Origin of the sequence: Streptomyces sp. V3I8, from assembly GCF_030817535.1 — a bacterium.
Lineage (GTDB): Bacteria > Actinomycetota > Actinomycetes > Streptomycetales > Streptomycetaceae > Streptomyces.
Genome location: NZ_JAUSZL010000002.1, coordinates 7,261,976 through 7,288,305 on the forward strand (window position 1 = coordinate 7,261,976; position 26,330 = coordinate 7,288,305).

Here is a 26,330-nt window from a genome sequence, read left to right on the forward strand (position 1 = left end):
GAACATGAGCAAGATCCTTATCCGTGGTGCGAAGGTGCTCGGCGGCGAGCCGCAGGACGTCCTGATCGACGGCGAGACGATCGCCGAGATCGGCGGCGGGCTGCCGGCCGAGGGCGCCGAGGTCGTCGAGGCCGACGGCCGGGTGCTCCTGCCGGGGCTCGTCGACCTGCACACCCATCTGCGCGAGCCCGGCCGCGAGGACTCCGAGACGGTCCTGACCGGCACCCGCGCCGCAGCGAGCGGCGGCTACACCGCCGTGTTCGCCATGGCCAACACCTTCCCGGTCGCCGACACCGCCGGCGTCGTCGAGCAGGTCTACCGGCTCGGCCGGGAGCACGGCTACTGCGACGTGCAGCCCATCGGGGCCGTCACCGTCGGCCTGGAGGGCAGGAAGCTCGCCGAACTGGGCGCGATGCACGAGTCCGCCGCCGGCGTCACCGTCTTCTCGGACGACGGCAAGTGCGTCGACGACGCCGTGATCATGCGCCGGGCACTGGAGTACGTGAAGGCCTTCGGCGGCGTCGTCGCCCAGCACGCGCAGGAGCCCCGCCTCACCGAGGGTGCCCAGATGAACGAGGGCGTCGTCTCCGCGGAACTGGGACTGGGCGGCTGGCCCGCGGTCGCCGAGGAGTCGATCATCGCCCGGGACGTGCTGCTCGCCGAGCACGTCGGCTCCCGCGTCCACATCTGCCACCTCTCGACCGCCGGCTCCGTCGAGATCGTCCGCTGGGCCAAGTCCCGCGGCATCGACGTGACCGCCGAGGTCACCCCGCACCACCTGCTCCTCACCGAGGAACTGGTGCGCTCGTACAACCCCGTCTACAAGGTCAACCCGCCGCTGCGCACCGAGCGCGACGTGCTGGCCCTGCGCGAGGCGCTCGCCGACGGCACCATCGACATCGTCGCCACCGACCACGCCCCGCACCCGCACGAGGACAAGGACTGCGAGTGGGCCGCCGCCGCCATGGGCATGGTGGGCCTGGAGACCGCGCTCTCCGTCGTCCAGCAGACGATGGTCGAGACCGGGCTGCTCGACTGGGCCGGCGTCGCGGACCGCATGTCCCGCAAGCCCGCCGAGATCGGCCGGGCCCAGGGTCACGGACGCCCCGTCTCGGCAGGTGAGCCCGCCAACCTCACGCTGGTGGACACGGCATACCGTGGTGAGGTGGACCCCGCGGGCTTCGCATCGCGCAGCCGCAACACTCCGTACGAGGGTCGTGAGCTGCCGGGCCGTGTCACGCACACGTGGCTGCGGGGCAGGGCCACGCTCGTCGACGGGAAGCTCGCGTGACATCACTCACCCCCCTTGCAGCGCAGATCGCCACGGACCTCACCACGGGCCTCGCGGCGGAACAGAAGTCCGCCGAGGTGACCGACTGGGCCGCCCGCGTCGGCTGGCTCGTCGGCCTCGTCCTGTTCGTCGCGCTCGTCTACTGGCTGATGCGCGAGGGCTGGAAGTGGCGCGGCACCCTCCAGGGCGACCTCCCGGCGCTCCCCGTGATGCCGGACGAGCCCGGTGCGGCGAGACCGGTCGTGCTGTCGATGACCGGCCGCTACCACGGCTCCACCACGGCGGGTCAGTGGCTGGACCGCATCGTGGCGCACGGCCTGGGCGCCCGCAGCAAGGCCGAGCTGACCCTGACGGACACGGGCCTCGACGTCGTACGGCCCGGCGCGGCCGACTTCTTCGTCCCGCGCGGGCAGCTGCGCGAGGCCCGGCTCGACAAGGGCATCGCGGGCAAGGTCCTCTCCGAGGGCGGGCTGCTCGTCGTCACCTGGAAGCACGGTGACCGGCTGATCGACTCCGGGTTCCGCTCGGACCGCGCGGCGGAGCACAACGAGTGGGTCGCCACCCTGAACCACATGATCGACAAGAGCAACGACACGGAAGGCGCACGATGACCACCTCCGACCAGGGGACCGCCTCGCGCAGGCAGAAGGCGGCGCCCGCCGTACTCGTCCTGGAGGACGGCCGGACCTTCCGCGGCCGTGCCTACGGGGCCGTGGGGGCGACCTTCGGCGAAGCGGTGTTCTCCACCGGCATGACCGGCTACCAGGAGACCCTCACCGATCCGTCGTACCACCGCCAGGTCGTCGTGATGACCGCCCCGCACGTCGGCAACACCGGCATCAACGACGAGGACATGGAGTCCAGGAAGATCTGGGTCTCCGGCTACGTCGTACGCGACCCCGCGCGCGTGCCCTCCAGCTGGCGCTCGCGGCGCACGCTGGACGAGGAGCTCGCCGCGCAGGGCGTCGTCGGCATCAGCGGCGTCGACACCCGGGCGCTCACCCGCCACCTGCGCGAGCGCGGCGCCATGCGCGTCGGCATCTTCTCCGGCGGCGACCTGCCCGACGACGCCACCCTGCTGGACCAGGTGCGCGAGGCCCCCGAGATGAAGGGCGCCAGCCTCTACGAGGAGGTCGCCACCGAGGAGGCGTACGTCGTCCCGGCCGTCGGTGAGAAGAAGTTCACCGTCGCCGCCGTGGACCTCGGCATCAAGGGCATGACCCCGCACCGCATGGCCGAACGCGGCATAGAGGTGCACGTCCTGCCCGCCACCGCGACCGTCGAGGAGATCTACGCGGTCGCCCCCGACGGCGTGTTCTTCTCCAACGGCCCCGGCGACCCGGAGCAGGCCGAGCACCCGGTCGCCCTGATGCGTGCCGTGCTGGAGCGGAAGACGCCCCTGTTCGGCATCTGCTTCGGCAACCAGATCCTCGGCCGCGCCCTCGGCTTCGGCACCTACAAACTGAAGTACGGGCACCGGGGCATCAACCAGCCCGTGCAGGACCGTACGACCGGCAAGGTCGAGGTCACCGCGCACAACCACGGCTTCGCCGTCGACGCCCCGCTCGACCAGGTCTCCGAGACCCCCTACGGGCGCGCCGAGGTCAGCCACGTCTGTCTGAACGACCAGGTCGTCGAGGGGCTGCGGCTGCTCGACCGGCCCGCGTTCAGCGTCCAGTACCACCCCGAAGCGGCGGCGGGCCCGCACGACGCCGCCTACCTGTTCGACCGCTTCACGTCTTTGATGAACACAGCCCAGATGGAGGGCCAGCGTGCCTAAGCGCTCCGATATCCAGTCCGTCCTGGTCATCGGCTCCGGCCCGATCGTCATCGGCCAGGCCGCCGAGTTCGACTACTCAGGCACCCAGGCCTGCCGCGTCCTCAAGGCCGAGGGACTGCGGGTGATCCTGGTCAACTCCAACCCGGCGACGATCATGACCGACCCGGAGATCGCCGACGCCACGTACGTCGAGCCGATCACCCCGGAGTTCGTCGAGAAGATCATCGCCAAGGAGCGGCCCGACGCCCTGCTGCCGACGCTCGGCGGCCAGACCGCCCTCAACACCGCGATCTCCATGCACGAGCAGGGGGTGCTGGAGAAGTACGGCGTCGAGCTGATCGGCGCCAACGTCGAGGCGATCAACAAGGGCGAGGACCGCGACCTCTTCAAGGGCGTCGTCGAGGCCGTCCGCGAGAAGATCGGACACGGCGAGTCCGCCCGGTCCGTGATCTGCCACTCCATGGACGACGTGCTCAAGGGCGTCGACACGCTCGGCGGCTACCCCGTCGTCGTGCGCCCCTCCTTCACCATGGGCGGCGCCGGCTCCGGCTTCGCCCACGACGAGGAGGAGCTGCGCCGCATCGCCGGCCAGGGCCTCACGCTCTCCCCGACCACCGAGGTGCTCCTGGAGGAGTCCATCCTCGGCTGGAAGGAGTACGAGCTGGAGCTGATGCGCGACAGGAACGACAACGTCGTGGTCGTCTGCTCCATCGAGAACTTCGACCCGATGGGCGTCCACACCGGCGACTCGATCACCGTCGCGCCCGCGATGACGCTGACCGACCGCGAGTACCAGCGGCTGCGGGACATCGGCATCGCGATCATCCGCGAGGTCGGCGTCGACACCGGCGGCTGCAACATCCAGTTCGCTGTGGACCCGGCCGACGGCCGCATCATCGTCATCGAGATGAACCCGCGCGTCTCCCGCTCCTCGGCCCTCGCGTCGAAGGCCACCGGCTTCCCGATCGCCAAGATCGCCGCCAAGCTGGCCGTCGGCTACACGCTCGACGAGATCCCGAACGACATCACCGAGAAGACGCCGGCCTCCTTCGAGCCGACCCTCGACTACGTGGTCGTCAAGGCTCCGCGGTTCGCCTTCGAGAAGTTCCCGTCCGCCGACTCCACGCTGACCACGACCATGAAGTCGGTCGGCGAGGCCATGGCCATCGGCCGGAACTTCACCGAGGCGCTCCAGAAGGCGCTGCGGTCCCTGGAGAAGAAGGGCAGCCAGTTCACGTTCGTCGGCGACCCCGGCGACAAGGCCGCTCTGCTGGCAGAGGCCGTCCGGCCCACCGACGGGCGCATCAACTCCGTCATGCAGGCCATCCGCGCCGGCGCCACGCCCGAGGAGATCTTCGACGCGACGAAGATCGACCCGTGGTTCGTGGACCAGCTCTTCCTGCTCAAGGAGGTCGCGGACGAGCTGGCCGCCGCCGACAAGCTGGAGCCGGAGCTGCTCGCCGAGGCCAAGCGCCACGGCTTCTCCGACGTCCAGATCGGCGAGATCCGCGGGCTGCGCGAGGACGTCGTACGCGAGGTGCGGCACGCGCTGGGCGTACGGCCGGTCTACAAGACGGTCGACACCTGCGCCGCCGAGTTCGCCGCGAAGACGCCGTACTTCTACTCCTCCTACGACGAGGAGAGCGAGGTCGCGCCGCGCGAGAAGGCCGCGGTGATCATCCTGGGCTCCGGCCCGAACCGCATCGGCCAGGGCATCGAGTTCGACTACTCCTGCGTCCACGCCTCCTTCGCGCTGAGCGACGCGGGCTACGAGACCGTGATGGTCAACTGCAACCCCGAGACCGTCTCCACGGACTACGACACCTCCGACCGCCTGTACTTCGAGCCGCTCACCCTCGAGGACGTGCTGGAGATCGTCCACGCCGAGACGCTGGCCGGACCGATCGCGGGCGTCATCGTCCAGCTCGGCGGCCAGACCCCGCTGGGCCTGGCGCAGGCGCTCAAGGACAACGGCGTGCCGGTCGTGGGCACCCCGCCCGAGGCCATCCACGCCGCCGAGGACCGCGGCGCCTTCGGCCAGGTGCTCGCCGAGGCCGGGCTGCCCGCGCCGAAGCACGGCACCGCCACCACCTTCGCCGGCGCCAAGGCCATCGCGGACGAGATCGGCTACCCCGTCCTCGTCCGCCCGTCGTACGTCCTGGGCGGACGCGGCATGGAGATCGTGTACGACGAGACGCGGCTCGCCTCCTACATCGCCGAGTCGACCGAGATCAGCCCGTCCCGGCCGGTCCTGGTCGACCGCTTCCTGGACGACGCGATCGAGATCGACGTGGACGCCCTGTACGACGGCCACGAGCTGTACCTCGGCGGTGTCATGGAGCACATCGAGGAGGCCGGTATCCACTCCGGCGACTCGGCGTGCGCGCTGCCCCCGATCACGCTCGGCGGCTTCGACATCAAGCGCCTGCGCACCTCCACCGAGGCCATCGCCAAGGGTGTCGGCGTGCGCGGACTGATCAACATCCAGTTCGCGATGGCCGGCGACATCCTGTACGTCCTGGAGGCCAACCCGCGTGCCTCGCGCACGGTCCCCTTCACCTCGAAGGCGACCGCGGTGCCGCTCGCCAAGGCCGCCGCCCGCATCTCGCTGGGCGCGACCGTCGCCGAGCTGCGCGCCGAGGGACTGCTGCCGGCCGTCGGCGACGGCGGGGAGCTGCCGATGGACGCGCCGATCTCCGTCAAGGAGGCCGTCATGCCGTGGTCGCGCTTCCGCGACGTCCACGGCCGCGGCGTGGACACCATCCTCGGCCCGGAGATGCGCTCCACCGGCGAGGTCATGGGCATCGACTCGGTGTTCGGCACGGCGTACGCCAAGTCCCAGGCGGCCGCCTACGGGCCGCTGCCGACCAAGGGCCGCGCCTTCATCTCCGTCGCCAACCGCGACAAGCGCTCGATGATCTTCCCGGCGCGCGAGCTCGTCGCCCACGGCTTCGAACTGTTCGCCACCTCCGGCACGGCCGAGGTGCTCAGGCGCAACGGCATCAACGCCACCGTCGTGCGCAAGCAGTCCGAGGGCGTGGGCCCGAACGGCGAGAAGACGATCGTCCAGCTCATCCACGAGGGCGGCGTCGACCTCATCGTCAACACGCCGTACGGCACCGGGGGCCGCCTCGACGGCTACGACATCCGTACGGCGGCCGTGGCCCGCTCCGTGCCCTGCCTGACGACGGTCCAGGCGCTCGCCGCGGCCGTCCAGGGCATCGACGCGCTCAACGGCGGCGACGTGGGCGTGCGCTCCCTGCAGGAACACGCCGAGCATCTGACCGCGGCCCGCGGCTAGCAGCCCCGAGGGGGACACCGGAAACGGTGTCCCCCTCTTCATGAGCCTTCTTCCGCCGAGGCTCCTCGACGAGGACACCCACCATGTACAAGCTCTTCTTCCGGCTCGCGTTCCGGCGTATGGACCCCGAGCAGGCCCACCACCTCGCCTTCCGCTGGATCCGGCTCGCCGCGCGCGTCCCCGTCCTGCGGACCTTCGCCGCCGCGGTGCTCGCGCCCCGGTACGAGGAACTGCGCACCGAGGCGTTCGGGCTGCGCATGCACGGGCCGTTCGGGCTCGCGGCCGGCTTCGACAAGAACGCGGTCGCCGTCGACGGCCTGTCGATGCTCGGCTTCGACCACGTCGAGATCGGCACGGTCACCGGGGAGGCGCAGCCGGGCAACCCCGTGAAGCGCCTGTTCCGCCTTCTGCCGGACCGCGCGCTGATCAACCGCATGGGATTCAACAACGAGGGTTCCGCGGCCGTGGCGGAGCGCCTGAGGACCCGTACGCCCGTCTTCCGGACGGTCGTGGGCGTCAACATCGGCAAGACCAAGGCCGTCCCGGAGGCCGAGGCCGCCGCCGACTACGTGAAGTCCACCGAGCGGCTGGCCCCGTACGCCGACTACCTCGTGGTCAACGTCAGCTCGCCGAACACGCCCGGACTGCGCAACCTCCAGGCCACCGAGTCGCTGCGGCCGCTGCTGACCGCCGTCCGCGAGGCCGCCGACCGGACCGTCACCACGCGCCGTGTACCGCTGCTCGTGAAGATCGCGCCGGACCTCGCGGACGAGGACGTCGACGCCGTCGCCGACCTCGCCGTCGAGCTCGGCCTGGACGGCGTCATCGCCACGAACACCACCGTCGCGCGCCAGGAGCTGGGCCTGCGCTCGGACGCCTCGCTCGTCGCCGAGACCGGCGGGCTGTCCGGCGCACCGCTCAAGGCACGCTCCCTGGAGGTGCTGAGGCGCCTGTACGCGCGCGTGGGGGACCGGATCACCCTGGTGGGCGTGGGCGGCGTCGAGAACGCCGAGGACGCCTGGCAGCGCATCCTGGCCGGCGCCACGCTGGTCCAGGGCTACAGCGCCTTCGTCTACGAGGGCCCCTTCTGGGCGCGCGGCATCCACAAGGGTCTCGCCGCCCGCCTGCGCACCAGCCCGTACGCCACCCTCGCCGACGCGGTCGGCGCCGACGTGAGGAAGACGACGGTATGAGCCCGGAACCCTTCGGCGCCCGCCTGCGCCGCGCCATGGACGAGCGGGGCCCCCTGTGTGTCGGCATCGACCCGCACGCCTCGCTGCTGGCCGACTGGGGCCTGAACGACGACGTGGCGGGCCTGGAGCGCTTCAGCCGCACCGTCGTGGAGGCGCTGGCCGACCGGGTCGCCGTACTGAAGCCGCAGAGCGCGTTCTTCGAGCGCTTCGGGTCCCGCGGCGTCGCCGTGCTGGAGAAGTCGGTGGCGCAGGCGCGCGCGGCCGGGGCGCTGGTCGTCATGGACGCCAAGCGCGGTGACATCGGCTCGACGATGGCGGCGTACGCCGCCGCCTTCCTGGCGGAGGGCTCGCCGCTCTTCTGCGACGCGCTCACCGTCTCGCCGTACCTCGGCTACGGATCCCTGAAGCCGGCGGTCGAGCTGGCCCGGGAGAGCGGCGCCGGGCTGTTCGTGCTGGCGCTGACCTCCAACCCGGAGGGCGCCGAGGTGCAGCACGCGGTGCGCCCCGGGGGCGGCGCGTCGCGGAACGTGGGCGCGACCATGCTGGCGCACCTCGCCGAGGAGAACGCCGGACAGACCCCGCTGGGCTCCTTCGGGGCGGTCGTCGGCGCCACACTCGGCGATCTGGCCTCCTACGACCTCGACATCAACGGCCCGCTCCTCGCTCCGGGGATCGGCGCCCAGGGCGCGACCCCGGCCGACCTCCCGCGGGTCTTCGGGGCGGCGGTGCGCCAAGTGGTGCCGAACGTCAGCCGGGGCGTCCTGCGGCACGGACCCGACATCGGCGCACTACGCGCGTCATCCGATCTCTACGCGGCGCAGATCCGGGCGGCGGTGGGGGAGGCCTGACGGGCCGGGCCGCGCCCCCGGCGTGCGTCTTCCGGACGCCGCGCGTCTGAATACATGCTCAAATCCGGGGAGTTTTGTCGGGAATGTCGGACTCGACAGAGGCTGACCAGGACTTTTCCGCTGTTCTCGCTGACTCCGGCGGACTTGCCCGCTAGTCTCCGACGAGAGCCGACGGGTAACGCCGTTGTCCGTCGCTCACCAGGTGCGGAGCGATCAGGCTCCGTACCGGTCCGTATCCGACAGTTCGACATCCGAGGTGACGTAGGCGTGGCTCTTCCGCCCCTTACCCCTGAACAGCGCGCAGCCGCGCTCGAAAAGGCCGCCGCGGCTCGCCGGGAGCGGGCCGAGGTCAAGAATCGACTCAAGCACTCCGGCGCCTCCCTCCACGAGGTCATCAAGCAGGGTCAGGAGAACGACGTCATCGGCAAGATGAAGGTCTCCGCTCTCCTGGAGTCCCTGCCGGGCGTGGGCAAGGTCCGCGCCAAGCAGATCATGGAGCGGCTCGGGATCTCCGAGAGCCGCCGGGTGCGGGGTCTCGGCTCCAACCAGATCGCCTCTTTGGAGCGCGAGTTCGGCGGCGGTGCTGCCTGACGTTCTCAGGCACCCCTGAGAACCTGGATAATCGCCGCATGGCAGCAACACCCCGGGGGACGTCCCCCGTACCCCCGGACGCACGTCCGCGGCTGACCGTGCTCTCCGGCCCCTCCGGGGTCGGCAAGAGCACGGTCGTCGCTCATATGCGCAAGGAGCACCCCGAGGTCTGGCTCTCGGTGTCGGCGACGACCCGCAGACCGCGCCCCGGTGAGAAGCACGGCATCCACTACTTCTTCGTCAGCGACGAGGAGATGGACAAGCTGATCGCCAACGGCGAACTGCTCGAATGGGCCGAGTTCGCGGGCAACCGCTACGGGACGCCCCGCGACGCCGTGATCGAGCGGCTGGAGTCGGGCGAGCCGGTCCTCCTGGAGATCGACCTCCAGGGAGCCCGGCAGGTCCGCGAGTCGATGTCCGACGCCCTGCTGGTGTTCCTGGCTCCGCCCTCCTGGGAGGAGCTGGTGCGCAGACTCACCGGGCGGGGTACCGAACCGCCCGAGGTCATCGAGCGCCGGCTGCAGGCCGCCAAGATCGAACTGGCGGCCGAGCCGGAGTTCGACACGACCCTGGTCAACACCTCCGTCGAGGACGTGGCTCGCGAGCTGCTAGCCTTGATGGAAGTTGTCTGATCTTCCAGGTCACCTTCAAGGTCAGTATCCCCTTTTCGGAAGGCAGAGCGTGTCCTCTTCCATCACCACGCCCGAGGGCATCATCAACCCTCCGATCGACGAGCTCCTCGAGGCAACCGACTCGAAGTACAGCCTGGTGATCTACGCGGCCAAGCGTGCCCGCCAGATCAATGCGTACTACTCGCAGCTCGGTGAGGGTCTCCTCGAGTACGTCGGTCCCCTCGTCGACACGCACGTCCACGAGAAGCCGCTGTCGATCGCCCTCCGGGAGATCAACGCGGGCCTGCTGACGTCGGAGGCCATCGAGGGCCCGGCCCAGTAGTATTTTCTGCTTGCAGTTCATTTGTCCACAGGCCCGGCAGTACATCTGCCGGGCCTGTGGTGTGTGATGGGGACGTACCTGTTCCGAGGCCGGGGAGAGACGTGGACAAGCCGAAGGTCGTGCTGGGAGTCAGCGGTGGCATCGCCGCCTACAAAGCGTGCGAGCTGCTGCGCCGCCTGACCGAGTCCGGGCACGACGTCCGTGTCGTGCCGACGCAGTCCGCACTGCACTTCGTCGGCGCCGCCACCTGGTCCGCCCTCTCCGGGCACCCCGTCTCGACCGAGGTCTGGACGGACGTCCACGAGGTGCCGCACGTACGGATCGGCCAGCGGGCCGACCTCGTCGTCGTCGCGCCCGCCACCACCGACCTGCTGGCGAAGGCGGCCCACGGGCTGGCCGACGACCTCCTCACCAACACCCTGCTCACCGCCCGCTGCCCGGTCGTCTTCGCGCCCGCCATGCACACCGAGATGTGGGAGCACCCGGCCACCCGGGAGAACGTGGCGACGCTGCGCCGCCGGGGCGCCGTCGTCATCGAGCCCGCCGTGGGCCGGCTGACCGGCGCGGACACCGGCAAGGGACGGCTGCCCGACCCCGCCGAGATCTTCGAGACCTGCCGCCGGGTGCTCGCACGGGGCGTGACCGGGCCGGACCTCGCCGGCCGGCACGTCGTCGTCAGCGCGGGCGGCACGCGCGAGCCGCTCGACCCGGTCCGCTTCCTCGGCAACCGCTCCTCCGGGAAGCAGGGGTACGCCCTCGCGCGCACCGCGGCCGCCCGGGGCGCCCGGGTCACGCTGATCGCCGCGAACACCGCGATGCCGGATCCGGCGGGCGTCGACGTCGTCCGGGTCGGCACCGCCGTGCAGCTGCGCGAGGCCGTGCTCAAGGCGGCCCCCGACGCCGACGCCGTGGTGATGGCGGCGGCCGTGGCCGACTTCCGCCCTGCGCAGTACGCGACGGGGAAGATCAAGAAGAAGGACGGACAGGAACCGGAGCCGATCGTTCTCGTCCGCAACCCCGACATCCTCGCGGAGATCGCGAAGGACCGCGCCCGGGAGGGACAGGTGGTCGTCGGTTTCGCCGCCGAGACGGACGACGTGCTGGCCAACGGCCGGACCAAGCTCCGGCGCAAGGGCTGCGACCTCCTCGTCGTCAACGAGGTCGGGGAGCGCAAGACCTTCGGCTCCGAGGAGAACGAGGCGGTCGTGCTGGGCGCCGACGGCAGCGAGACCCCGGTGCCCCACGGTCCCAAGGAGGCGCTGGCCGAAATCGTGTGGGACCTGGTGGAGCACCGCTTGAGCCGAGCTGCTGGTTCGCTCGAGTCACACTGATGAAACCCGTGCACAGGGGTGTGGAGATCTGGCGGAGAAGGTCCGTCGTGCCGCAGAATGCCCGTGCCGCAGGTCACAGCGTTTCCGAGAGGCGAGACAGTAGCCCTGCGGCGAAGTGCGACCGATAAGCTGTTGTCGGACGACGCCGGGCGCAGCTCCCGGCCGTCCGCCAATGATCAGACAGCAGCCGCTGCAACCACAGGGAGCGTTGTGTCCCGTCGCCTGTTCACCTCGGAGTCCGTGACCGAGGGTCACCCCGACAAGATCGCTGACCAGATCAGCGACACCATCCTCGATGCACTTCTGCGTGAGGACCCGAGGTCCCGGGTCGCCGTCGAGACCCTGATCACGACCGGTCTCGTACACGTGGCCGGCGAGGTCACGACGAAGGCCTACGCGCCGATCGCCCAGCTCGTGCGCGACAAGATCCTCGAGATCGGCTACGACTCCTCGAAGAAGGGCTTCGACGGGGCGTCCTGCGGCGTGTCCGTGTCGATCGGCTCCCAGTCCCCCGACATCGCGCAGGGTGTCGACACCGCGTACGAGAAGCGGGTCGAGGGCGACGAGGACGAGCTCGACAAGCAGGGTGCCGGAGACCAGGGCCTGATGTTCGGCTACGCGACGGACGAGACCCCGGAGCTCATGCCGCTCCCGATCCACCTCGCCCACCGCCTCGCGCGCCGCCTCTCCGAGGTCCGCAAGAACGGTACGATCCCCTACCTGCGTCCCGACGGAAAGACCCAGGTCACCATCGAGTACGACGGTGACAAGGCGGTCCGCCTGGACACCGTCGTCGTCTCCTCGCAGCACGCGTCGGACATCGACCTGGACTCGCTGCTGGCGCCCGACATCCGCGAGTTCGTGGTGGAGCCCGAGCTGAAGGCGCTCCTGGACGACGGCATCAAGCTGGAGACCGAGGGCTACCGGCTGCTGGTCAACCCGACCGGCCGTTTCGAGATCGGCGGCCCGATGGGCGACGCCGGCCTGACCGGCCGCAAGATCATCATCGACACGTACGGCGGCATGGCCCGCCACGGCGGCGGCGCGTTCTCCGGCAAGGACCCGTCCAAGGTCGACCGTTCCGCCGCGTACGCCATGCGCTGGGTCGCCAAGAACGTCGTCGCGGCGGGCCTCGCCTCCCGCTGCGAGGTCCAGGTCGCCTACGCGATCGGCAAGGCCGAGCCCGTCGGGCTCTTCGTCGAGACCTTCGGCACCGCGAAGATCGACGCGGAGAGGATCGAGACGGCGATCACCGAGGTCTTCGACCTCCGCCCGGCCGCGATCATCCGCGACCTCGACCTGCTGCGCCCGATCTACGCCCAGACCGCCGCGTACGGCCACTTCGGCCGCGCGCTCCCCGAGTTCACCTGGGAGAAGACGGACCGGGTGGACGCACTGCGCAAGGCGGCAGGGCTCTAGGCCGTTTCTTTCGGATCGGCCCGGGTCCGCGGCGCCCGGCACGGCGCCTCGCGGCGTCGTGGCACGACCCGGGTACGCCCGGTACGCGGATCGTGTTCCGCCGTGCGACGCACCGCACCGGACACCGCGGCCTGATCCGGCCTGATCCGACCTGATCCAAAAGAAACGCCCCAGCCCCGCAACAGGCGGCGTCCGCCGCGGCACCGGCCGCCGGCTGCCCGCCCGTTCCCGGCGGGGCGGTTTCTTCGGGACCCGGCATCCTCAGGGGTGCCGGGTCCCGGCGTCTTCCGTGCGGACCACCGCCGATCCCCGTGCGGGCCGCCGCCGAACGAGCGGCCCGAGGCAGCGGCGCCCCGTGGGGTACGCGATCCGTGGCCGGTCCGTTCCCGGGCGTGGGGCGGTGTCAGTGGGGTCTGGTAGGAATGCTGCTGTGAGCAGCGAGAACGGGCAGGCGGGGGGCGGGGCCGACGGGGCGCCGCCCGAGCAGCTTGCGCTGATCCGGGACGCCGTGCGCAAGGCGCCGCGGGCCAAGCCGCGGACCTGGCGCGGGGCCGCGGTCGCCAAGGACCTGCCCGTCGCGCGCGTGCTCGTCGACAAGGGCGTGCTGCACCTCGACCGCTACTTCGACTACGCCGTGCCCGAGGAGCTCGACGCCGACGCCCAGCCGGGGGTGCGGGTCCGGGTGCGGTTCGGAGCCGGGCGGCACCGGGTGCGGGAGGGGCGGCGCGAGGGCGGCGGGCTGATCGACGGGTACCTCGTCGAGCGGCTGGCCGAGTCGGACTACGCGGGACCCCTGGCGGCGCTCGCCCAGGTCGTGTCGCCCGAGCCCGTGCTGGGCGAGGAGCTGCTCGGCCTCGCGCGGGCCGTCGCCGACCGGTATGCCGGAAGCCTGGCCGACGTGCTGCAACTGGCCGTCCCGCCGCGCAACGCCCGGGCCGAGGCGAAGCCGTCGCCCGAGCCGCTGCCCGTGCCGGCGGTGCCTGACGCCGGGCCCTGGAGCAGGTACGCGCGGGGGGCCGCCTTCATCGAGTCGCTCGCGGGCGGCGGGACCCCCCGGGCCGTGTGGAACGCGCTGCCGGGTCCGGCCTGGGCCGAGGAGCTGGCCCGGGCCGTGGCGGCGACGCTCGCCTCGGGGCGCGGCGCGCTCGTCGTCGTGCCGGACGGACGGGCCGTCAGCCGCGTCGACGCCGCGCTGACCTCGGTGCTGGGGGAGGGCCGTCATGCCGTGCTCACCGCCGAGGCCGGCCCCGAGAAGCGCTACCGGCAGTGGCTGGCCGTACGGCGCGGATCCGTCCGGGCCGTGGTGGGGACCAGGGCCGCCATGTTCGCCCCCGTCCGGGACCTGGGCCTGGTGGCCGTCTGGGACGACGGGGACGGCAGCCACAGCGAGCCGCACGCACCGCAGCCGCACGCCAGGGAAGTGCTCCTGCTGCGCGCCGCCCACGACAAGTGCGCTTTTCTGCTGGGGAGCTGGAGCTGCACCGTCGAGGCGGCGCAGCTCGTCGAGAGCGGCTGGGCGGGCCCGATCGTCGCCGAGCGGGAGCGGGTCCGGGCGGCGGCGCCGCTCGTACGGACCGTCGGGGACCATGATCTCGCGCGTGACGAGGCGGCCCGCGCCGCGCGCCTGCCCACCCTCGCCTGGCAGGCCGTACGGGAAGGGCTGAAGCAGGGGCCCGTACTGGTGCAGGTGCCCCGGCGCGGTTACGTACCGCGGATGGCCTGCGCGCAGTGCCGGGCGCCTGCCCGCTGCCGGCACTGCGCCGGGCCGTTGGAGGGGCAGGACTCCGGGGGCCTGCGGTGCGGGTGGTGCGGGCGGGAGGAGAGCGGCTGGCACTGTCCCGAGTGCGGCGGGTTCCGGCTGCGGGCGCAGGTCGTGGGGGCGCGGCGGACCGCCGAGGAACTGGGACGCGCGTTCCCCGCGGTGCCCGTGCGGACCTCCGGGCGCGAGCAGGTACTGGACACGGTGCCGGGGTCGCCCGCCCTCGTCGTCAGTACGCCGGGCGCGGAGCCGGTGGCCGAGGGCGGCTACGCGGCGGCGCTGCTGCTCGACGGCTGGGCGATGCTCGGGCGGCCCGACCTGCGGGCCGGCGAGGAGGCGCTGCGGCGCTGGATCGACGCGGCGGCGCTGGTACGGGGCCAGCGGGACGGCGGGACCGTGGTGGTCGTCGCCGAGCCGACCCTGCGGCCCGTGCAGGCGCTGGTGCGGTGGGATCCGGTCGGACACGCCGTCCGGGAGCTGGCGGAGCGGGCCGAGCTGGGGTTCCCGCCGGTGTCCCGGATGGCGGCCGTGTCCGGGACCGCGGAGGCGCTCGGTGGATTCCTCGCCGCTGTCGAACTGCCGGGCGAGGCCGAGGTGCTGGGGCCGGTACCGGTGTCGCCGGCCGAACCGGGGCGGCCGCGGCGGCCGGGTGCGCCGCCGGCGGGCGAGCCGTGGGAGCGGGCGCTGATCCGGGTGCCGCCGGGCAAGGGTGCCGCGCTGGCGTCCGCCCTGAAGAGCGCGCAGGCGGCCCGGACGGCGCGTGGCGGCAGCGGGGGCGGTGGAGGCGCCGAGGCGGTACGCATCCGGATCGATCCGCCCGACATCGGGTGACCGGGGGTGCGTACGCGTCCGCCCCCGAGGGTTCCGGTCCCGGGGGCAGATGAGTGGGTGCGGACGGGCGGGTGCTGTGGGGCGGGGGCCGCGGGTGGACGGATCGCCTCGCGGCGGACGGACGCGTGCGTCAGCCGTTGCGCGGGCCCGGGAAGGCGCTGGGCCTGGCCTCCTCGCGCAGGGTGGGGCTCCCCGACGTGGGCTGGGTCGGCATGGGCGGAGGCATGGAGCGGGCGGACGGGACCGTGGGCATCCCGGTGTCGACGGCGATACGGGCTCCTGAGGGCTCGGTCGCGCGCTCGGCCTCGGCGGCGGCCTGCGCGGTCGCCCGGCGGGCGCCGTAACGGCGGTGCACCGCCTGCTTCGTGACCCCGAGGGCCGAACCCACCGCGTCCCACGAGAAGCCCAGCGAGCGGTCGAAGTCCACGGCGGCCGTGACCAGGGTCTCGACGCTGTCCCGCAGCTCCTGGGCCAGGCGGACGGTCGGAGCGGGGGCACGCCCGTAGACGACGAAGCCCGCGGAGGGGCCGGAGCGGCGCGGGCGGTAGACGTTCCCCAGCTGGGCTGTCAGCGTGCGCAGTGCGTCCACCTGTCGACGGACCCGCTCGATGTCCCGCACCAGCAAGTGCAGGCTTGCCCGGGCCTGGGCGTCGTGGGTTGCGTGGTCGGCCATGAACAAGCCTCTCGGACCGGCGTTGAAAAGGTCCGGGCCGCGATTGCGGCCCGTTTTGGTCAACTCTTTCTTGACAACGCGTTTCACCGTGAGTGGTCACGCACGAGGGGCGCGGGGGCATATGCGTACGCCCCCGGCGGTCGGGGCGGCGCTCGTCCCGGCCCGGAGCCGGAGTGTGCCCCATAGACTGGTGCGCTGCCCGTTGTGAACCCGCCCGAGAGGCCGACCGTCACCCATGAAGCTCGTCTTCGCCGGCACCCCAGAGGTCGCCGTTCCCGCCCTGGACGCCCTGATCGCCTCCGGGCGCCACGAGGTGGCCGCCGTCGTCACGCGCCCCGACGCGCCGGCCGGGCGGGGGCGCAGGCTCGTCGCGAGCCCCGTCGCGCAGCGTGCCGAGCACGCCGGGATCGAGGTGCTCAAGCCGGTGCGGCCGCGGGACGAGGACTTCCTCGCACGGCTGCGGGAGATCGCCCCGGACTGCTGCCCCGTCGTGGCGTACGGGGCGCTGCTGCCGCGGGTCGCGCTCGACGTCCCCGCCCGCGGCTGGGTCAACCTGCACTTCTCGCTGCTGCCCGCCTGGCGCGGGGCGGCGCCCGTGCAGCACGCGGTGATGGCCGGGGACGAGATCACCGGCGCGTCCACCTTCCTCATCGAGGAGGGGCTCGACTCCGGGCCCGTGTACGGGACCGTCACCGAGGAGGTGCGGCCCACCGACACCAGCGGGGACCTGCTGACGCGGCTCGCCTTCGCCGGGTCCGGGCTGCTCGCGGCGACCATGGACGGGATCGAGGACGGCACGCTGAAGGCTGTGCCGCAGCCGGCGGACGGGGTCACCCTGGCGCCGAAGATCACCGTCGAGGACGCGCGGGTGGACTGGAGCGCGCCGGCGCTGCGGGTCGACCGGGTCGTGCGGGGATGCACGCCCGCGCCCGGGGCGTGGACCGTGTTCCGCGGGGAGCGGCTGAAGCTCGTCCAGGCCGCGCCCGTCCCCGAGCGGACGGACCTGGCGCCGGGAGCGCTGGCGGTCGGGAAGAACAGCGTGCACGTGGGGACCGGGTCGTACGCGATCGAGTTGCTGTGGGTGCAGGCGCAGGGGAAGAAGCCGATGAGGGCCGCCGACTGGGCCCGGGGGGTGCGGATCGCCTCCGGCGAGGTGGTCGGAGCCTGACGGGTGTCCTGCGGACGGCTGGGCGGGGGCGGCGGCCGGACGGTGTGATGCCGGGTGCGGGCCGGTGGGGGCCGCTCGCGCAGCTCCCCTCGCCCCTTCCGGGCGCCCCTGCGGGAGCGCTCCGGAATCCGGGCGACGTAACCTGAGGGGCGTATCTCTTCCACTGAGCCGGAGCACCTTTTCGTGAGTGAGCAGACTCGTCGGGGTCGTCAGCAGGGCAAGCCGTACCGTCGTCCGAAGAAGGACCCCGTGCGGATGCTCGCCTTCGATGCGTTGCGGGCGGTGGACGAACGGGACGCGTACGCGAACCTCGTGCTGCCGCCGCTGCTGCGGAAGGCGCGGGAGAACGGCGACTTCGACGGGCGGGACGCGGCGCTGGCGACCGAGCTGGTGTACGGGACGCTGCGCCGGCAGGGGACGTACGACGCGATCATCGCGGCGTGCGTGGACCGGCCGCTGCGCGAGGTCGACCCGCCGGTGCTGGACGTACTCAACCTGGGCGCCCACCAGTTGCTCGGCACGCGGATCCCGACGCACGCGGCCGTGTCGGCCACCGTCGACCTCGCGCGGATCGTCCTCGGCGACGGGCGGGCGAAGTTCGTCAACGCCGTGCTCCGCAAGATCTCGCGGCAGGAGCTGGACGCCTGGATCGAGCAGGTCGCGCCGCCCTACGACGAGGACGCCGAGGACCATCTCGCCGTCGTCCACTCGCATCCGCGGTGGATCGTCTCCGCCCTGTGGGACTCGCTGGGCGGCGGCCGCGCCGGCATCGAGGACCTGCTGGAGGCCGACAACGAACGGCCCGAGGTGACGCTGGTCGCCAGGCCCGGACGTGCCACCGCGGACGAGATCCTCGGCGCGCTCGGCGAGGGGACGGCGCTGCCGGGACGCTGGTCGCCGTACGCCGTGCGGCTGTCCGAGGGCGGCGAGCCGGGGGCGATCGACGCCGTGCGCGAAGGGCGCGCCGGCGTCCAGGACGAGGGCAGCCAGCTCGTGGCGGTCGCCCTCGCGAACGCTCCCCTCGACGGGCCGGACAGGACCTGGCTCGACGGGTGCGCCGGACCGGGTGGCAAGGCGGCCATGCTCGCCGGGCTCGCCGCGGAGCGCGGGGCCGTGCTGCTCGCCTCCGAGAAGCAGCCGCACCGGGCGGGGCTGGTCGCGAAGGCACTCGCCGGGAACCCGGGGCCGTACCAGGTGATCGCCGCCGACGGCACGCGGCCCCCGTGGCGTCCGGGGACCTTCGACCGGGTACTGATGGACGTGCCCTGCACCGGGCTCGGCGCCCTGCGGCGGCGGCCCGAGGCCCGCTGGCGGCGGCGGCCGGCCGACCTGGACGGGTTCGCGCCGCTGCAGCGCGGGCTGCTGCGCACCGCGCTCGAATCGGTACGGGTCGGCGGTGTCGTCGGGTACGCCACCTGCTCGCCGCACCTCGCCGAGACCCGGGCCGTGGTCGACGACGTGCTCAAGCAGCAGGACGCCGAACTCCTCGACGCCCGCCCGCTCCTGCCGGGTGTCCCGGCCCTCGGCGACGGCCCGGACATCCAGCTCTGGCCGCACGTGCACGGCACGGACGCGATGTATCTGGCCCTGATCCGCCGGACCGGCTGACCCGGACCAGGCCCGCCGGGCCGGCCGGTCCGGACCCGGGCGGCCTGTGGCGGCCGGGTCCGGACCGGAGGAGGGGCCGGTACGTGAAGTGGGTGTCCGGGCGGGCCCGCCGGGGTGTTCCCCCGCGAGCCCCCTCGGCGGCCGGACGCGAGGGTACGGAACGCGTCAGAGGCGGCGCAGGACGAACTCGTCCGTCGTGAGGCCCTGCCCCAGCAGGTCGGGGCGCCCGCTGATGGCGTAGGCGCCGTACGGAGTGTCGGCGATGTCCGTGGGCAGCACCTCGGGCCAGGGCTCCACCCGGCGGATCTCGTGCGCCGCGGTCCAGTCCGCGCAGGTCGGCCGCAGGACGACGACCGCGTCGACGCCGGTGGGCGCGGCCAGGTTGTTGCCGACGACGAGGAGGGTGCCGTCGGGGCGCAGCACGACGGAGTCACCGCCGACGATCGGACGGTCCAGGGTGACGGCGGTCGCCCGCTCCGGTGCGTCGAGCGGGATGCGGACCAGCCTGCCGGTGCTGTAGTGCAGGGTCAGCAGGAAGCCGCGCGGGTGCAGGAGGATGCCGATGACACCGGCGCCCGTGCCGACCTGCCAGCCCGGCGCGATGACGGCGGAGTCCACCAGCACCGAGGCCTCGCCGTCGACGGTGACCTGGTAGATCTTGTTCGCCGCCGGGTCGGAGACGTACGCGGTGCCGTCCGGAGCGATCGCTATGCGGTCGGCCGCGTGCATCGGCTCGGGGCCGAGCTTCAGGTCGACCAGGCCACGCCGCCGGCCGGTGCGCAGGTCGTAGACCGCCAGGTAGGACGCGGCTCCGAAGGTCTCGGGAGTGCTGCGCGCGCCGAGACCGAAGTCGTGGCAGCCCAGCAGCAGCCGATTGCGGGCGGGGTCCGCCGCGATACCGACCGAGGAGACGACGCGCGGGTCGATGTCGGTGACCAGCGGGGTGACGCGGCCCTTGATGTCGACGATCGACGCGGTGCCGTGACGGGTGGAGCTGACCAGGAACGCGTTGCGCCGCGCGTCCCAGACGACCCCCTCGGGGTGCAGCGCGTCCGCGTGGCCGGTGACGACCGCGGGACCGTTGCCCGCGGCGGCCGCCGCCGACGGCGCCGCTCCGACGGCGGAGGTGGCGGCGAGCGCCGCCGCCGCTCCGAGCACTCCGCGGCGGCTGTATCCGGTGTTCGACATGTTCCTCTTCTCCAGGCAGGGCAGTTCGTCCGGTGGACCGCTGCGGGAACGCGTGACGGCGGGACCGCGTCCCGGATCCGGAACGCGGACGGGACGGGACGGGACGGAAGCACGACAGGGCGGCCCGCTCGTCGCTCGTGAAGGGACGCGGCCGTGGATTCCCCGTGCTCCCCGGACCGCGATCACACAGTAGGGAGAGTCTTTGCCCGACCGGTACCCCTACCTTTGCGGCAGGGGTCGGGGCCGGACAGGGGGACGCGCCCGAGCGGTGCCCGGGGGGTCCTACGCCGACGGGCCGCCCATCGCCCCGTCCTCGTGGGACAGGCGGTGGGGCCACCAGACCTTGGGCCCCGCGTCCAGGAACAACGACGTCACGAGGACCGAGCGCACGACGAACGTGTCGAGGAGGACGCCCAGGGCCACCGCGAAACCGATCTCGGCGAAGGCCACCATCGGGAGCGTGCCGAGGGCGGCGAAGGTGCCCGCGAGGACCGGGCCCGCCGACGTGATGACCGCGCCGGTGGCGGCCAGGCCGGCGACCACCCCCTTGCGCGTGCCCCGGCGGACGGCCTCCTCGCGGATGCGGGTGGTCAGGAAGATGTTGTAGTCGATGCCCAGTACCACCAGGAAGACGAAGACGAAGACGAAGACGAAGAGCGGGAAGTCCGTCGACTCGCCCGCGTAGTCGAAGACGTACCGGAACGCGAGCGCGCTGATGCCCAGCGCGCTCGCGAAGGACAGCACCACCGTGCCGATCGGTCCTCCCGGTAGCGGGCGACCAGGAGCAGGGCGCAGTCCGTCCCCGCGCCGAGGACGAGCACCGTGAGGATGCCCGCGCTCCGGCCGTCGACGGTCAGCCCCGCGTGCTCCGCGAGCAGGTGGATCAGCGCCTGCGCGGTGAACAGCGCGGCGACCGCACCGAGCAGCGGGACCACCAGCGGGTCGGACTGCGGTAGGTGATCAGCAGCGTCACCACCACGACGGGCGTCGCCGAGAACAGCAGGGTGGAGTCGATGCCCCTGGGCCGCCCGCGGGGCCGGCCTGCGGTTGAACACGGGACCGCGGGTCTGCGCGCTGCGGATGCCCTGCTCGCGCAGTTCCCCGAGCTCCCGTACGTCCTCGGCGATCCGTACCCGGTCCCGTGCCGTGAGGCCGTCCGCGCGGGCGTGCACGACGACCGCGGGGATCTGCTCCGGCCTGAACTCCCCGGAGGCCCGCAGGACCTGGGTGGACTCCGCGGACCCCGGCAGCCAGGAGGCCGCGTCGTTGTCCTGGGCGTCGGCGAGCTTCTGGGCGAGGGGCGCCGTCACCACGAGCAGCACCAGCCACAGGCCCACCACGAGCCACTTGGACCGCCGGCCGCAGACCAGCCGTCCGACCCCCCCGCGGTCGCTTTCCCCGTGTGTCCGCCATGGCCGTCCCCGTAACCGCTCATGGAGCCGGTGGGCCGACAAGAACGGCACGGGCCGTCCCGCGGGCGCGGCCCCCGGACCGGACCGGTCGTCACCGGAGGGTCCGGGCCGGGACCGGGGAGGGCAACCCGCGCCGGGCATGGCAGGCTTGGGGTATGGCCGCGCAGATCAACCCCAGCATCCTGTCCGCCGACTTCGCCCGCCTCGCCGAGGAGGCACGGGCGGTGGAGGGCGCCGACTGGCTGCACGTCGACGTGATGGACAACCACTTCGTCCCGAACCTCACGCTCGGCGTGCCGGTCGTAGAGTCCCTGGCGCGTGCGACGGACACCCCGCTGGACTGCCATCTGATGATCGAGGACGCCGATCGGTGGGCACCCCAGTACGTAGAGGCGGGTGCCGGTTCCGTCACCTTCCACGCCGAGGCGGCGGCGGCGCCCGTGCGCCTCGCCCGTGAGATCCGCGCCAAGGGCGCCCGCGCCTCCATGGCGCTGAAGCCCGCGACGCCCATCGAGCCGTACGAGGACCTGCTCCCCGAGCTCGACATGCTGCTGATCATGACCGTCGAGCCGGGCTTCGGCGGCCAGGCGTTCCTCGACATCATGCTGCCGAAGATCCGCCGTACCCGTGAGCTGATCAGCAAGCACGGCCTGGAGCTGTGGCTGCAGGTCGACGGCGGGGTCTCGGCGTCCACCATCGAGCGCTGCGCCGAGGCGGGAGCCGACGTCTTCGTCGCCGGCTCGGCCGTCTACGGGGCCGACGACCCCGCCCAGGCGGTACGTGCATTGCGCACGCAGGCGCAGGAGGCGACGGCCCAGGCAGCATGGGCATGCGGACACTGAACCAAGGGAACGTGAACGCCGCCCCTCAGGGCTGATCAAGTACGCCGGATCTGCGAGGATGAACGGCGATACCAGAGTGTGAACAGCAGTGAGGAGATCCCCGTGTCGGGTATGTCGGCGGGCCGGTCAGCCATGCGGATGGGACCCGCCGAGCTGGTGCAGGCGGCGGCCATGGCCCGCCGCTTCTACCTCGAGGGCAAGTCCAAGATCCAGATCGCCGAGGAGTTCGGCGTCAGCCGCTTCAAGGTGGCCCGGGTCCTGGAGACCGCCCTCGAACGGGATCTCGTGAGGATCGAGATCCGTGTCCCCGCCGAGCTGGACGCGGAGCGCTCCGACGCGCTGCGCGCCCGCTACGGCCTGCGGCACGCCGTCGTCGTCGAGTCACCGGCCGAGGCCGAGGAGTCGCCCGACCCGGAGAACCTCGGCGAGGTGGCCGCCGACCTGCTCGGCGAGCTGGTGGCCGAGGGCGATGTGCTCGGCCTCGCCTGGGGCCGCTCCACCATCCACATGGCCGCGGCGCTCGACCGGCTGCCGCCGTGCACGGTGGTGCAGCTGACGGGTGTCTACGACGCGGGAACGGCCGAGCGCGGCTCGGTCGAGGCCGTCCGCCGGGCCGCCCAGGTCTCCGGCGGCGACGCCCACCCCATCTACGCGCCGATGCTGCTGCCCGACGTGGCCACGGCGGCCGCGCTGCGCAGCCAGACGGGGATCGCGCGGGCCTTCGAGTACTTCGACAAGGTCACCGTGGCCTGTGTGTCCATCGGGTCCTGGGAGGCCGGGATCTCGACGGTGCACGACATGCTCACCGAGGAGGAACGTGCCCACTACGCCTCCCTCGGGGTCGAGGCCGAGATGTCCGCGCACCTCTTCGACGCCGAGGGCCGCCGCGTCGGGCGCGATCTGGGGGAGCGGTGCATCACCGTCGAGGCCGACCGGCTGCGGCGGATTCCCGAGGTCGTCGCGATCGCCGGCGGGCAGCGCAAGTCGGGCGCCATCGACGCCGTGCTGCGGTCCGGCCTCGTCACCAGCCTGGTGACGGACACGGCGGCAGCGGACGCCCTGATGACGACGGGTCCGGCACCGCGTCCGGCCCTCGAGCGGGCGGACCCCGACGGGCTCTGACAGCTCAGGGGGCTCCTGACCCGCCGTGCGCCGGTGTGAATCACCGGCGGTCCGGCGGTGCGCCTCGCGGGGACGGCTGTGGCAGCATCGGCGACATGCTGCTCCGGTCCGTCCCCCGTCCGCTCTTCGGGCTGTGGCTCTGCCTCATGGTCCTGCTGACCGGCTGCGCGTCGGCGGACACGGAGACCGGCAGCGGGGCGGTCACCTCCGCCCCGGCCTCCGCCCCGGCCTCCGTCCCGGCCTCCGCCCAGGCCTCCGCCCCGGTCCCCGGCTGGGCCGCCGGGAGGGACACGGTCGCCGAGGCCGGGCTGCCCGCCGAGGCCCGCCGCACGCTCGCCCTCATCGACGTCGGCGGGCCCTTTCCGTACGCCGAGGACGGCGGCGTCTTCGGCAACCGCGAGCGCGAGCTGCCACGGCGGGAACGCGGGCACTACCACGAGTACACGGTGCGCACCCCCGGCGAGCGGGACCGCGGGGCCCGGCGCATTGTCACCGGGCGGGACGGCGAGGTCTACTACACCGATGATCACTACAACTCGTTCAGGGCGGTGCTGAGATGACGCACGACGTGCCCGGCCGTACGGTGCCGGTCCGCCCCGTGGTCACCCTGGACCTCGACGGGGTCGCGGACAAGGCGGGCCTCATGGAGCGCTGCGTACGGGCCCTGGAGCTGCCGGACTGGTTCGGCCGCAACTGGGACGCCCTCGCCGACAGCCTCGGCGACCCGTCCGTATGGCCCGCGGCCGCCGGCGAGGCAGGACTGCTGGTCCTCGTCACCGGCTGGCGGACGTACGCGCGCACGCGGCCCGAGGAGTGGCGCATCGCCGAGGACGTCTTCGCCCAGGCGGCGGACCGGGCCCCGGAGGGCCTGCTCACCGTGGCGCTGGACCTCGGAGGATCGCACCAGTAGGCCCCTGACCGGCCTGGATGTTCGGCCCAGGGCGTGCACGGCCCCCGTCATGGGACAATGAAGTACGTGCTCTTCCCTCGGGCTGACCTGTCCGGGGGCCACCTCTGATCGACTGGGATGTGCAGCACGTGCGTTTCCTGAACGACATCCAGCCTCCGTACGACCTCACGTACGACGACGTCTTCATGGTGCCGAGCCGTTCCGCGGTCGGCTCGCGGCAGGGCGTCGACCTGGCCTCACCGGACGGCACCGGCACCACGATCCCGCTGGTCGTGGCCAACATGACGGCCATCGCGGGCCGCCGGATGGCCGAGACCGTGGCCCGGCGCGGCGGGCTCGTCGTCATTCCGCAGGACATCCCGATCGAGGTCGTCACCGAGGTCGTCTCCTGGGTCAAGGGCCGGCACCTCGTGCTGGACACCCCGATCATCCTGGCCCCGCACCAGACCGTCGCCGACGCGCTGTCCCTGCTGCCCAAGCGCGCGCACGACGCCGGTGTCGTGGTGGACGGCGAGGGCCGCCCCCTCGGTGTCGTCACCGACGCCGACCTGAACGGCGTCGACCGCTTCACACAGCTCTCCGAGGTCATGTCCCGCGACCTGCTGCTGCTCGACGCGGACATCGAGCCGGGCGAGGCGTTCACCAGGCTCGACCAGGCCAACCGCCGCTACGCGCCGGCCGTCGACCGGGACGGCAGGCTCGCCGGCATCCTCACCCGCAAGGGCGCCCTGCGCGCCACGCTCTACACGCCGGCCACCGACGCGGACGGCAGGCTGCGCATCGCGGCGGCCGTCGGTATCAACGGCGATGTCGCGGGCAAGGCCAAGCAGCTGCTGGAGGCGGGCGTCGACACGCTCGTCGTGGACACCGCGCACGGCCACCAGGAGTCGATGATCTCCGCGGTGCGGGCCGTCCGCGGGCTGGACCCGCAGGTGCCGATCGTCGCGGGCAACATCGTCGCCGCCGAGGGCGTACGCGATCTGATCGAGGCCGGCGCGGACATCGTCAAGGTCGGCGTCGGACCGGGCGCCATGTGCACCACGCGCATGATGACCGGCGTGGGCCGGCCCCAGTTCTCGGCCGTCCTGGAGTGCGCGGCCGAGGCGGCGAAGTTCGGCAAGCACGTGTGGGCCGACGGCGGGGTGCGGCACCCCCGCGACGTCGCCATGGCGCTGGCCGCGGGCGCGTCGAACGTCATGGTGGGCTCGTGGTTCGCCGGTACCTACGAGTCGCCGGGCGACCTGCAGCACGACGCGAACGGGCGCCCCTACAAGGAGTCCTTCGGCATGGCGTCGGCGCGCGCGGTGCGCAACCGCACGTCGGAGGAGTCGTCGTACGACCGGGCCCGCAAGGCGCTGTTCGAGGAGGGGATCTCGACCTCCAGGATGTTCCTCGACCCGTCCCGCCCGGGCGTCGAGGACCTGATCGACTCGATCATCGCGGGCGTGCGGTCGTCCTGCACGTACGCCGGGGCGAACTCGCTCGCGGAGTTCGCCGAGCGGGCGGTCGTCGGTGTGCAGAGCGCCGCGGGGTACGCGGAGGGCAAGCCGCTGCACGCCAGCTGGGGCTGAGCCGCACCTCGACACAGCTCCGCGCCCCCGGCGGGGCCCCGGCGGGCCCGTCCCGTGACCAGCGAAGAGAAGTGATCCACCCGCAGTGCTGAACGATCTCGACGAACGCATCGTGCACGCCCTGGCCGAGGACGCGCGGCGCTCCTACGCCGACATCGGGCAGGAGGTCGGGCTGTCCGCGCCCGCCGTGAAGCGGCGGGTGGACCGGCTGCGGTCCAGCGGGGCGATCACCGGGTTCACGGTGCGGGTGGATCCGGTGGCGCTCGGGTGGGAGACCGAGGGGTTCGTCGAGATCTACTGCCGCCGCAACACCTCGCCCGAGACGATCCAGCGGGGGCTGGAGCGCTACCAGGAGGTCGTGGCCGCGTCCACCGTCACGGGGGACGCGGACGCCGTCGTCCAGGTCTTCGCCTCCGACATGCGGCACTTCGAGCGGGTGCTGGAGCGGATCGCCGGGGAGCCGTTCGTCGAGCGGACGAAGTCCGTGCTCGTGCTGTCGCCGTTGCTGCGGAGGTTTTCGTCGGGGTCCCCGACGTAG

General features: G+C 72.6%; 22 protein-coding genes and 1 pseudogene. 20 read left to right on the forward strand and 3 right to left on the reverse strand.

Features of this window, described 5'->3' with window-relative positions:
* Positions 1-4: 4 nt before the first annotated feature.
* The 12 genes from QFZ75_RS32170 to QFZ75_RS32225 all read left to right on the forward strand — a co-directional run bounded on the left by QFZ75_RS32170 (position 5) and on the right by QFZ75_RS32225 (position 15,298).
* Complete coding sequence (locus QFZ75_RS32170; RefSeq protein WP_307542520.1) at positions 5-1,291, forward strand: dihydroorotase; 1,287 nt, start codon at positions 5-7, stop codon at positions 1,289-1,291.
* On the forward strand, positions 1,288-1,902 hold the full coding sequence (locus QFZ75_RS32175) for a hypothetical protein (RefSeq protein WP_307542521.1): 615 nt from the start codon (positions 1,288-1,290) through the stop codon (positions 1,900-1,902). The genes QFZ75_RS32170 and QFZ75_RS32175 overlap by 4 nt, the downstream gene beginning before the upstream one ends.
* Positions 1,899-3,071: a glutamine-hydrolyzing carbamoyl-phosphate synthase small subunit gene (gene carA / locus QFZ75_RS32180; protein ID WP_307542522.1), complete on the forward strand. Its 1,173-nt coding sequence runs from the start codon at positions 1,899-1,901 to the stop codon at positions 3,069-3,071. Before QFZ75_RS32175 ends, carA begins: the two co-directional genes overlap by 4 nt.
* Positions 3,064-6,372 (forward strand): carbamoyl-phosphate synthase large subunit, encoded by a 3,309-nt coding sequence (gene carB / locus QFZ75_RS32185; protein ID WP_307542524.1) that lies wholly within the window; start codon positions 3,064-3,066, stop codon positions 6,370-6,372. Before carA ends, carB begins: the two co-directional genes overlap by 8 nt.
* A gap of 83 nt (positions 6,373-6,455) precedes the next feature.
* Positions 6,456-7,565: a quinone-dependent dihydroorotate dehydrogenase gene (locus QFZ75_RS32190; RefSeq protein ID WP_307542526.1), complete on the forward strand. Its 1,110-nt coding sequence runs from the start codon at positions 6,456-6,458 to the stop codon at positions 7,563-7,565.
* Positions 7,562-8,413, forward strand: a complete 852-nt coding sequence (pyrF, locus tag QFZ75_RS32195; protein WP_307542528.1) for an orotidine-5'-phosphate decarboxylase — start codon at positions 7,562-7,564, stop codon at positions 8,411-8,413. Before QFZ75_RS32190 ends, pyrF begins: the two co-directional genes overlap by 4 nt.
* A 267-nt stretch (positions 8,414-8,680) precedes the next feature.
* Entirely contained in the window at positions 8,681-9,004 is a 324-nt protein-coding gene (locus tag QFZ75_RS32200; RefSeq protein ID WP_005319887.1) for an integration host factor, read from the forward strand.
* Between the two features lie 38 nt (positions 9,005-9,042).
* The gene (gene gmk / locus QFZ75_RS32205) at positions 9,043-9,636 is read left to right on the forward strand and encodes a guanylate kinase (RefSeq protein ID WP_307542530.1); all 594 of its coding nucleotides are present in this window, start codon (positions 9,043-9,045) and stop codon (positions 9,634-9,636) included.
* 49 nt (positions 9,637-9,685) lie between these two features.
* A complete protein-coding gene (gene rpoZ / locus QFZ75_RS32210; RefSeq protein ID WP_003970369.1) occupies positions 9,686-9,958 on the forward strand; it encodes a DNA-directed RNA polymerase subunit omega in 273 nt (90 codons plus the stop codon).
* A 101-nt stretch (positions 9,959-10,059) separates the two neighbouring features.
* Positions 10,060-11,289 carry a bifunctional phosphopantothenoylcysteine decarboxylase/phosphopantothenate--cysteine ligase CoaBC gene (gene coaBC, locus QFZ75_RS32215; RefSeq protein ID WP_307542532.1) on the forward strand — a complete coding sequence of 410 codons (1,230 nt, stop codon included), beginning with the start codon at positions 10,060-10,062 and terminating at the stop codon, positions 11,287-11,289.
* Between the two features lie 210 nt (positions 11,290-11,499).
* A complete protein-coding gene (gene metK, locus QFZ75_RS32220; RefSeq protein ID WP_307542533.1) occupies positions 11,500-12,708 on the forward strand; it encodes a methionine adenosyltransferase in 1,209 nt (402 codons plus the stop codon).
* Positions 12,709-13,138: 430 nt separating this feature from the next.
* A complete protein-coding gene (locus tag QFZ75_RS32225) occupies positions 13,139-15,298 on the forward strand; it encodes a primosomal protein N' (RefSeq protein ID WP_307542535.1) in 2,160 nt (719 codons plus the stop codon).
* A 130-nt stretch (positions 15,299-15,428) separates the two neighbouring features.
* On the opposite strand, the gene QFZ75_RS32230 is transcribed toward QFZ75_RS32225, so the two are convergent.
* The gene (locus tag QFZ75_RS32230) at positions 15,429-15,971 is read right to left on the reverse strand and encodes a hypothetical protein (protein WP_307542537.1); all 543 of its coding nucleotides are present in this window, start codon (positions 15,969-15,971) and stop codon (positions 15,429-15,431) included.
* 235 nt (positions 15,972-16,206) lie between these two features.
* Between QFZ75_RS32230 and fmt the strand changes: the two genes are divergently transcribed.
* Both fmt and QFZ75_RS32240 read left to right on the forward strand, forming a co-directional pair.
* Positions 16,207-17,139, forward strand: coding sequence for a methionyl-tRNA formyltransferase (gene fmt / locus QFZ75_RS32235; RefSeq protein ID WP_307542539.1), 933 nt, complete (start codon positions 16,207-16,209; stop codon positions 17,137-17,139).
* A gap of 183 nt (positions 17,140-17,322) precedes the next feature.
* Positions 17,323-18,747 (forward strand): RsmB/NOP family class I SAM-dependent RNA methyltransferase, encoded by a 1,425-nt coding sequence (locus QFZ75_RS32240; RefSeq protein WP_307542541.1) that lies wholly within the window; start codon positions 17,323-17,325, stop codon positions 18,745-18,747.
* Positions 18,748-18,912: 165 nt separating this feature from the next.
* Here the strand turns inward: QFZ75_RS32240 and QFZ75_RS32245 are convergent, their stop codons facing one another.
* Both QFZ75_RS32245 and QFZ75_RS32250 read right to left on the reverse strand, forming a co-directional pair.
* Positions 18,913-19,935 (reverse strand): hypothetical protein, encoded by a 1,023-nt coding sequence (locus QFZ75_RS32245; protein ID WP_307542543.1) that lies wholly within the window; start codon positions 19,933-19,935, stop codon positions 18,913-18,915.
* A 282-nt stretch (positions 19,936-20,217) separates the two neighbouring features.
* Positions 20,218-21,191, reverse strand: a pseudogene (locus QFZ75_RS32250) (MMPL family transporter); the annotation flags it as partial.
* 311 nt (positions 21,192-21,502) lie between these two features.
* Between QFZ75_RS32250 and rpe the strand changes: the two are divergent.
* The 6 genes from rpe (at position 21,503) to QFZ75_RS32280 (ending at position 26,330) form a co-directional block, all read left to right on the forward strand.
* Positions 21,503-22,189, forward strand: a complete 687-nt coding sequence (gene rpe / locus QFZ75_RS32255) for a ribulose-phosphate 3-epimerase (RefSeq protein WP_307542545.1) — start codon at positions 21,503-21,505, stop codon at positions 22,187-22,189.
* Between the two features lie 78 nt (positions 22,190-22,267).
* Complete coding sequence (locus QFZ75_RS32260; RefSeq protein ID WP_307542547.1) at positions 22,268-23,311, forward strand: sugar-binding transcriptional regulator; 1,044 nt, start codon at positions 22,268-22,270, stop codon at positions 23,309-23,311.
* Between the two features lie 95 nt (positions 23,312-23,406).
* Complete coding sequence (locus QFZ75_RS32265; RefSeq protein ID WP_307542550.1) at positions 23,407-23,871, forward strand: ribonuclease domain-containing protein; 465 nt, start codon at positions 23,407-23,409, stop codon at positions 23,869-23,871.
* Entirely contained in the window at positions 23,868-24,221 is a 354-nt protein-coding gene (locus QFZ75_RS32270; protein ID WP_307542552.1) for a barstar family protein, read from the forward strand. The genes QFZ75_RS32265 and QFZ75_RS32270 overlap by 4 nt, the downstream gene beginning before the upstream one ends.
* Before the next feature lie 128 nt (positions 24,222-24,349).
* Entirely contained in the window at positions 24,350-25,792 is a 1,443-nt protein-coding gene (locus tag QFZ75_RS32275; protein ID WP_307544934.1) for a GuaB1 family IMP dehydrogenase-related protein, read from the forward strand.
* Positions 25,793-25,877: 85 nt separating this feature from the next.
* Positions 25,878-26,330 (forward strand): Lrp/AsnC family transcriptional regulator, encoded by a 453-nt coding sequence (locus tag QFZ75_RS32280; RefSeq protein WP_307542553.1) that lies wholly within the window; start codon positions 25,878-25,880, stop codon positions 26,328-26,330.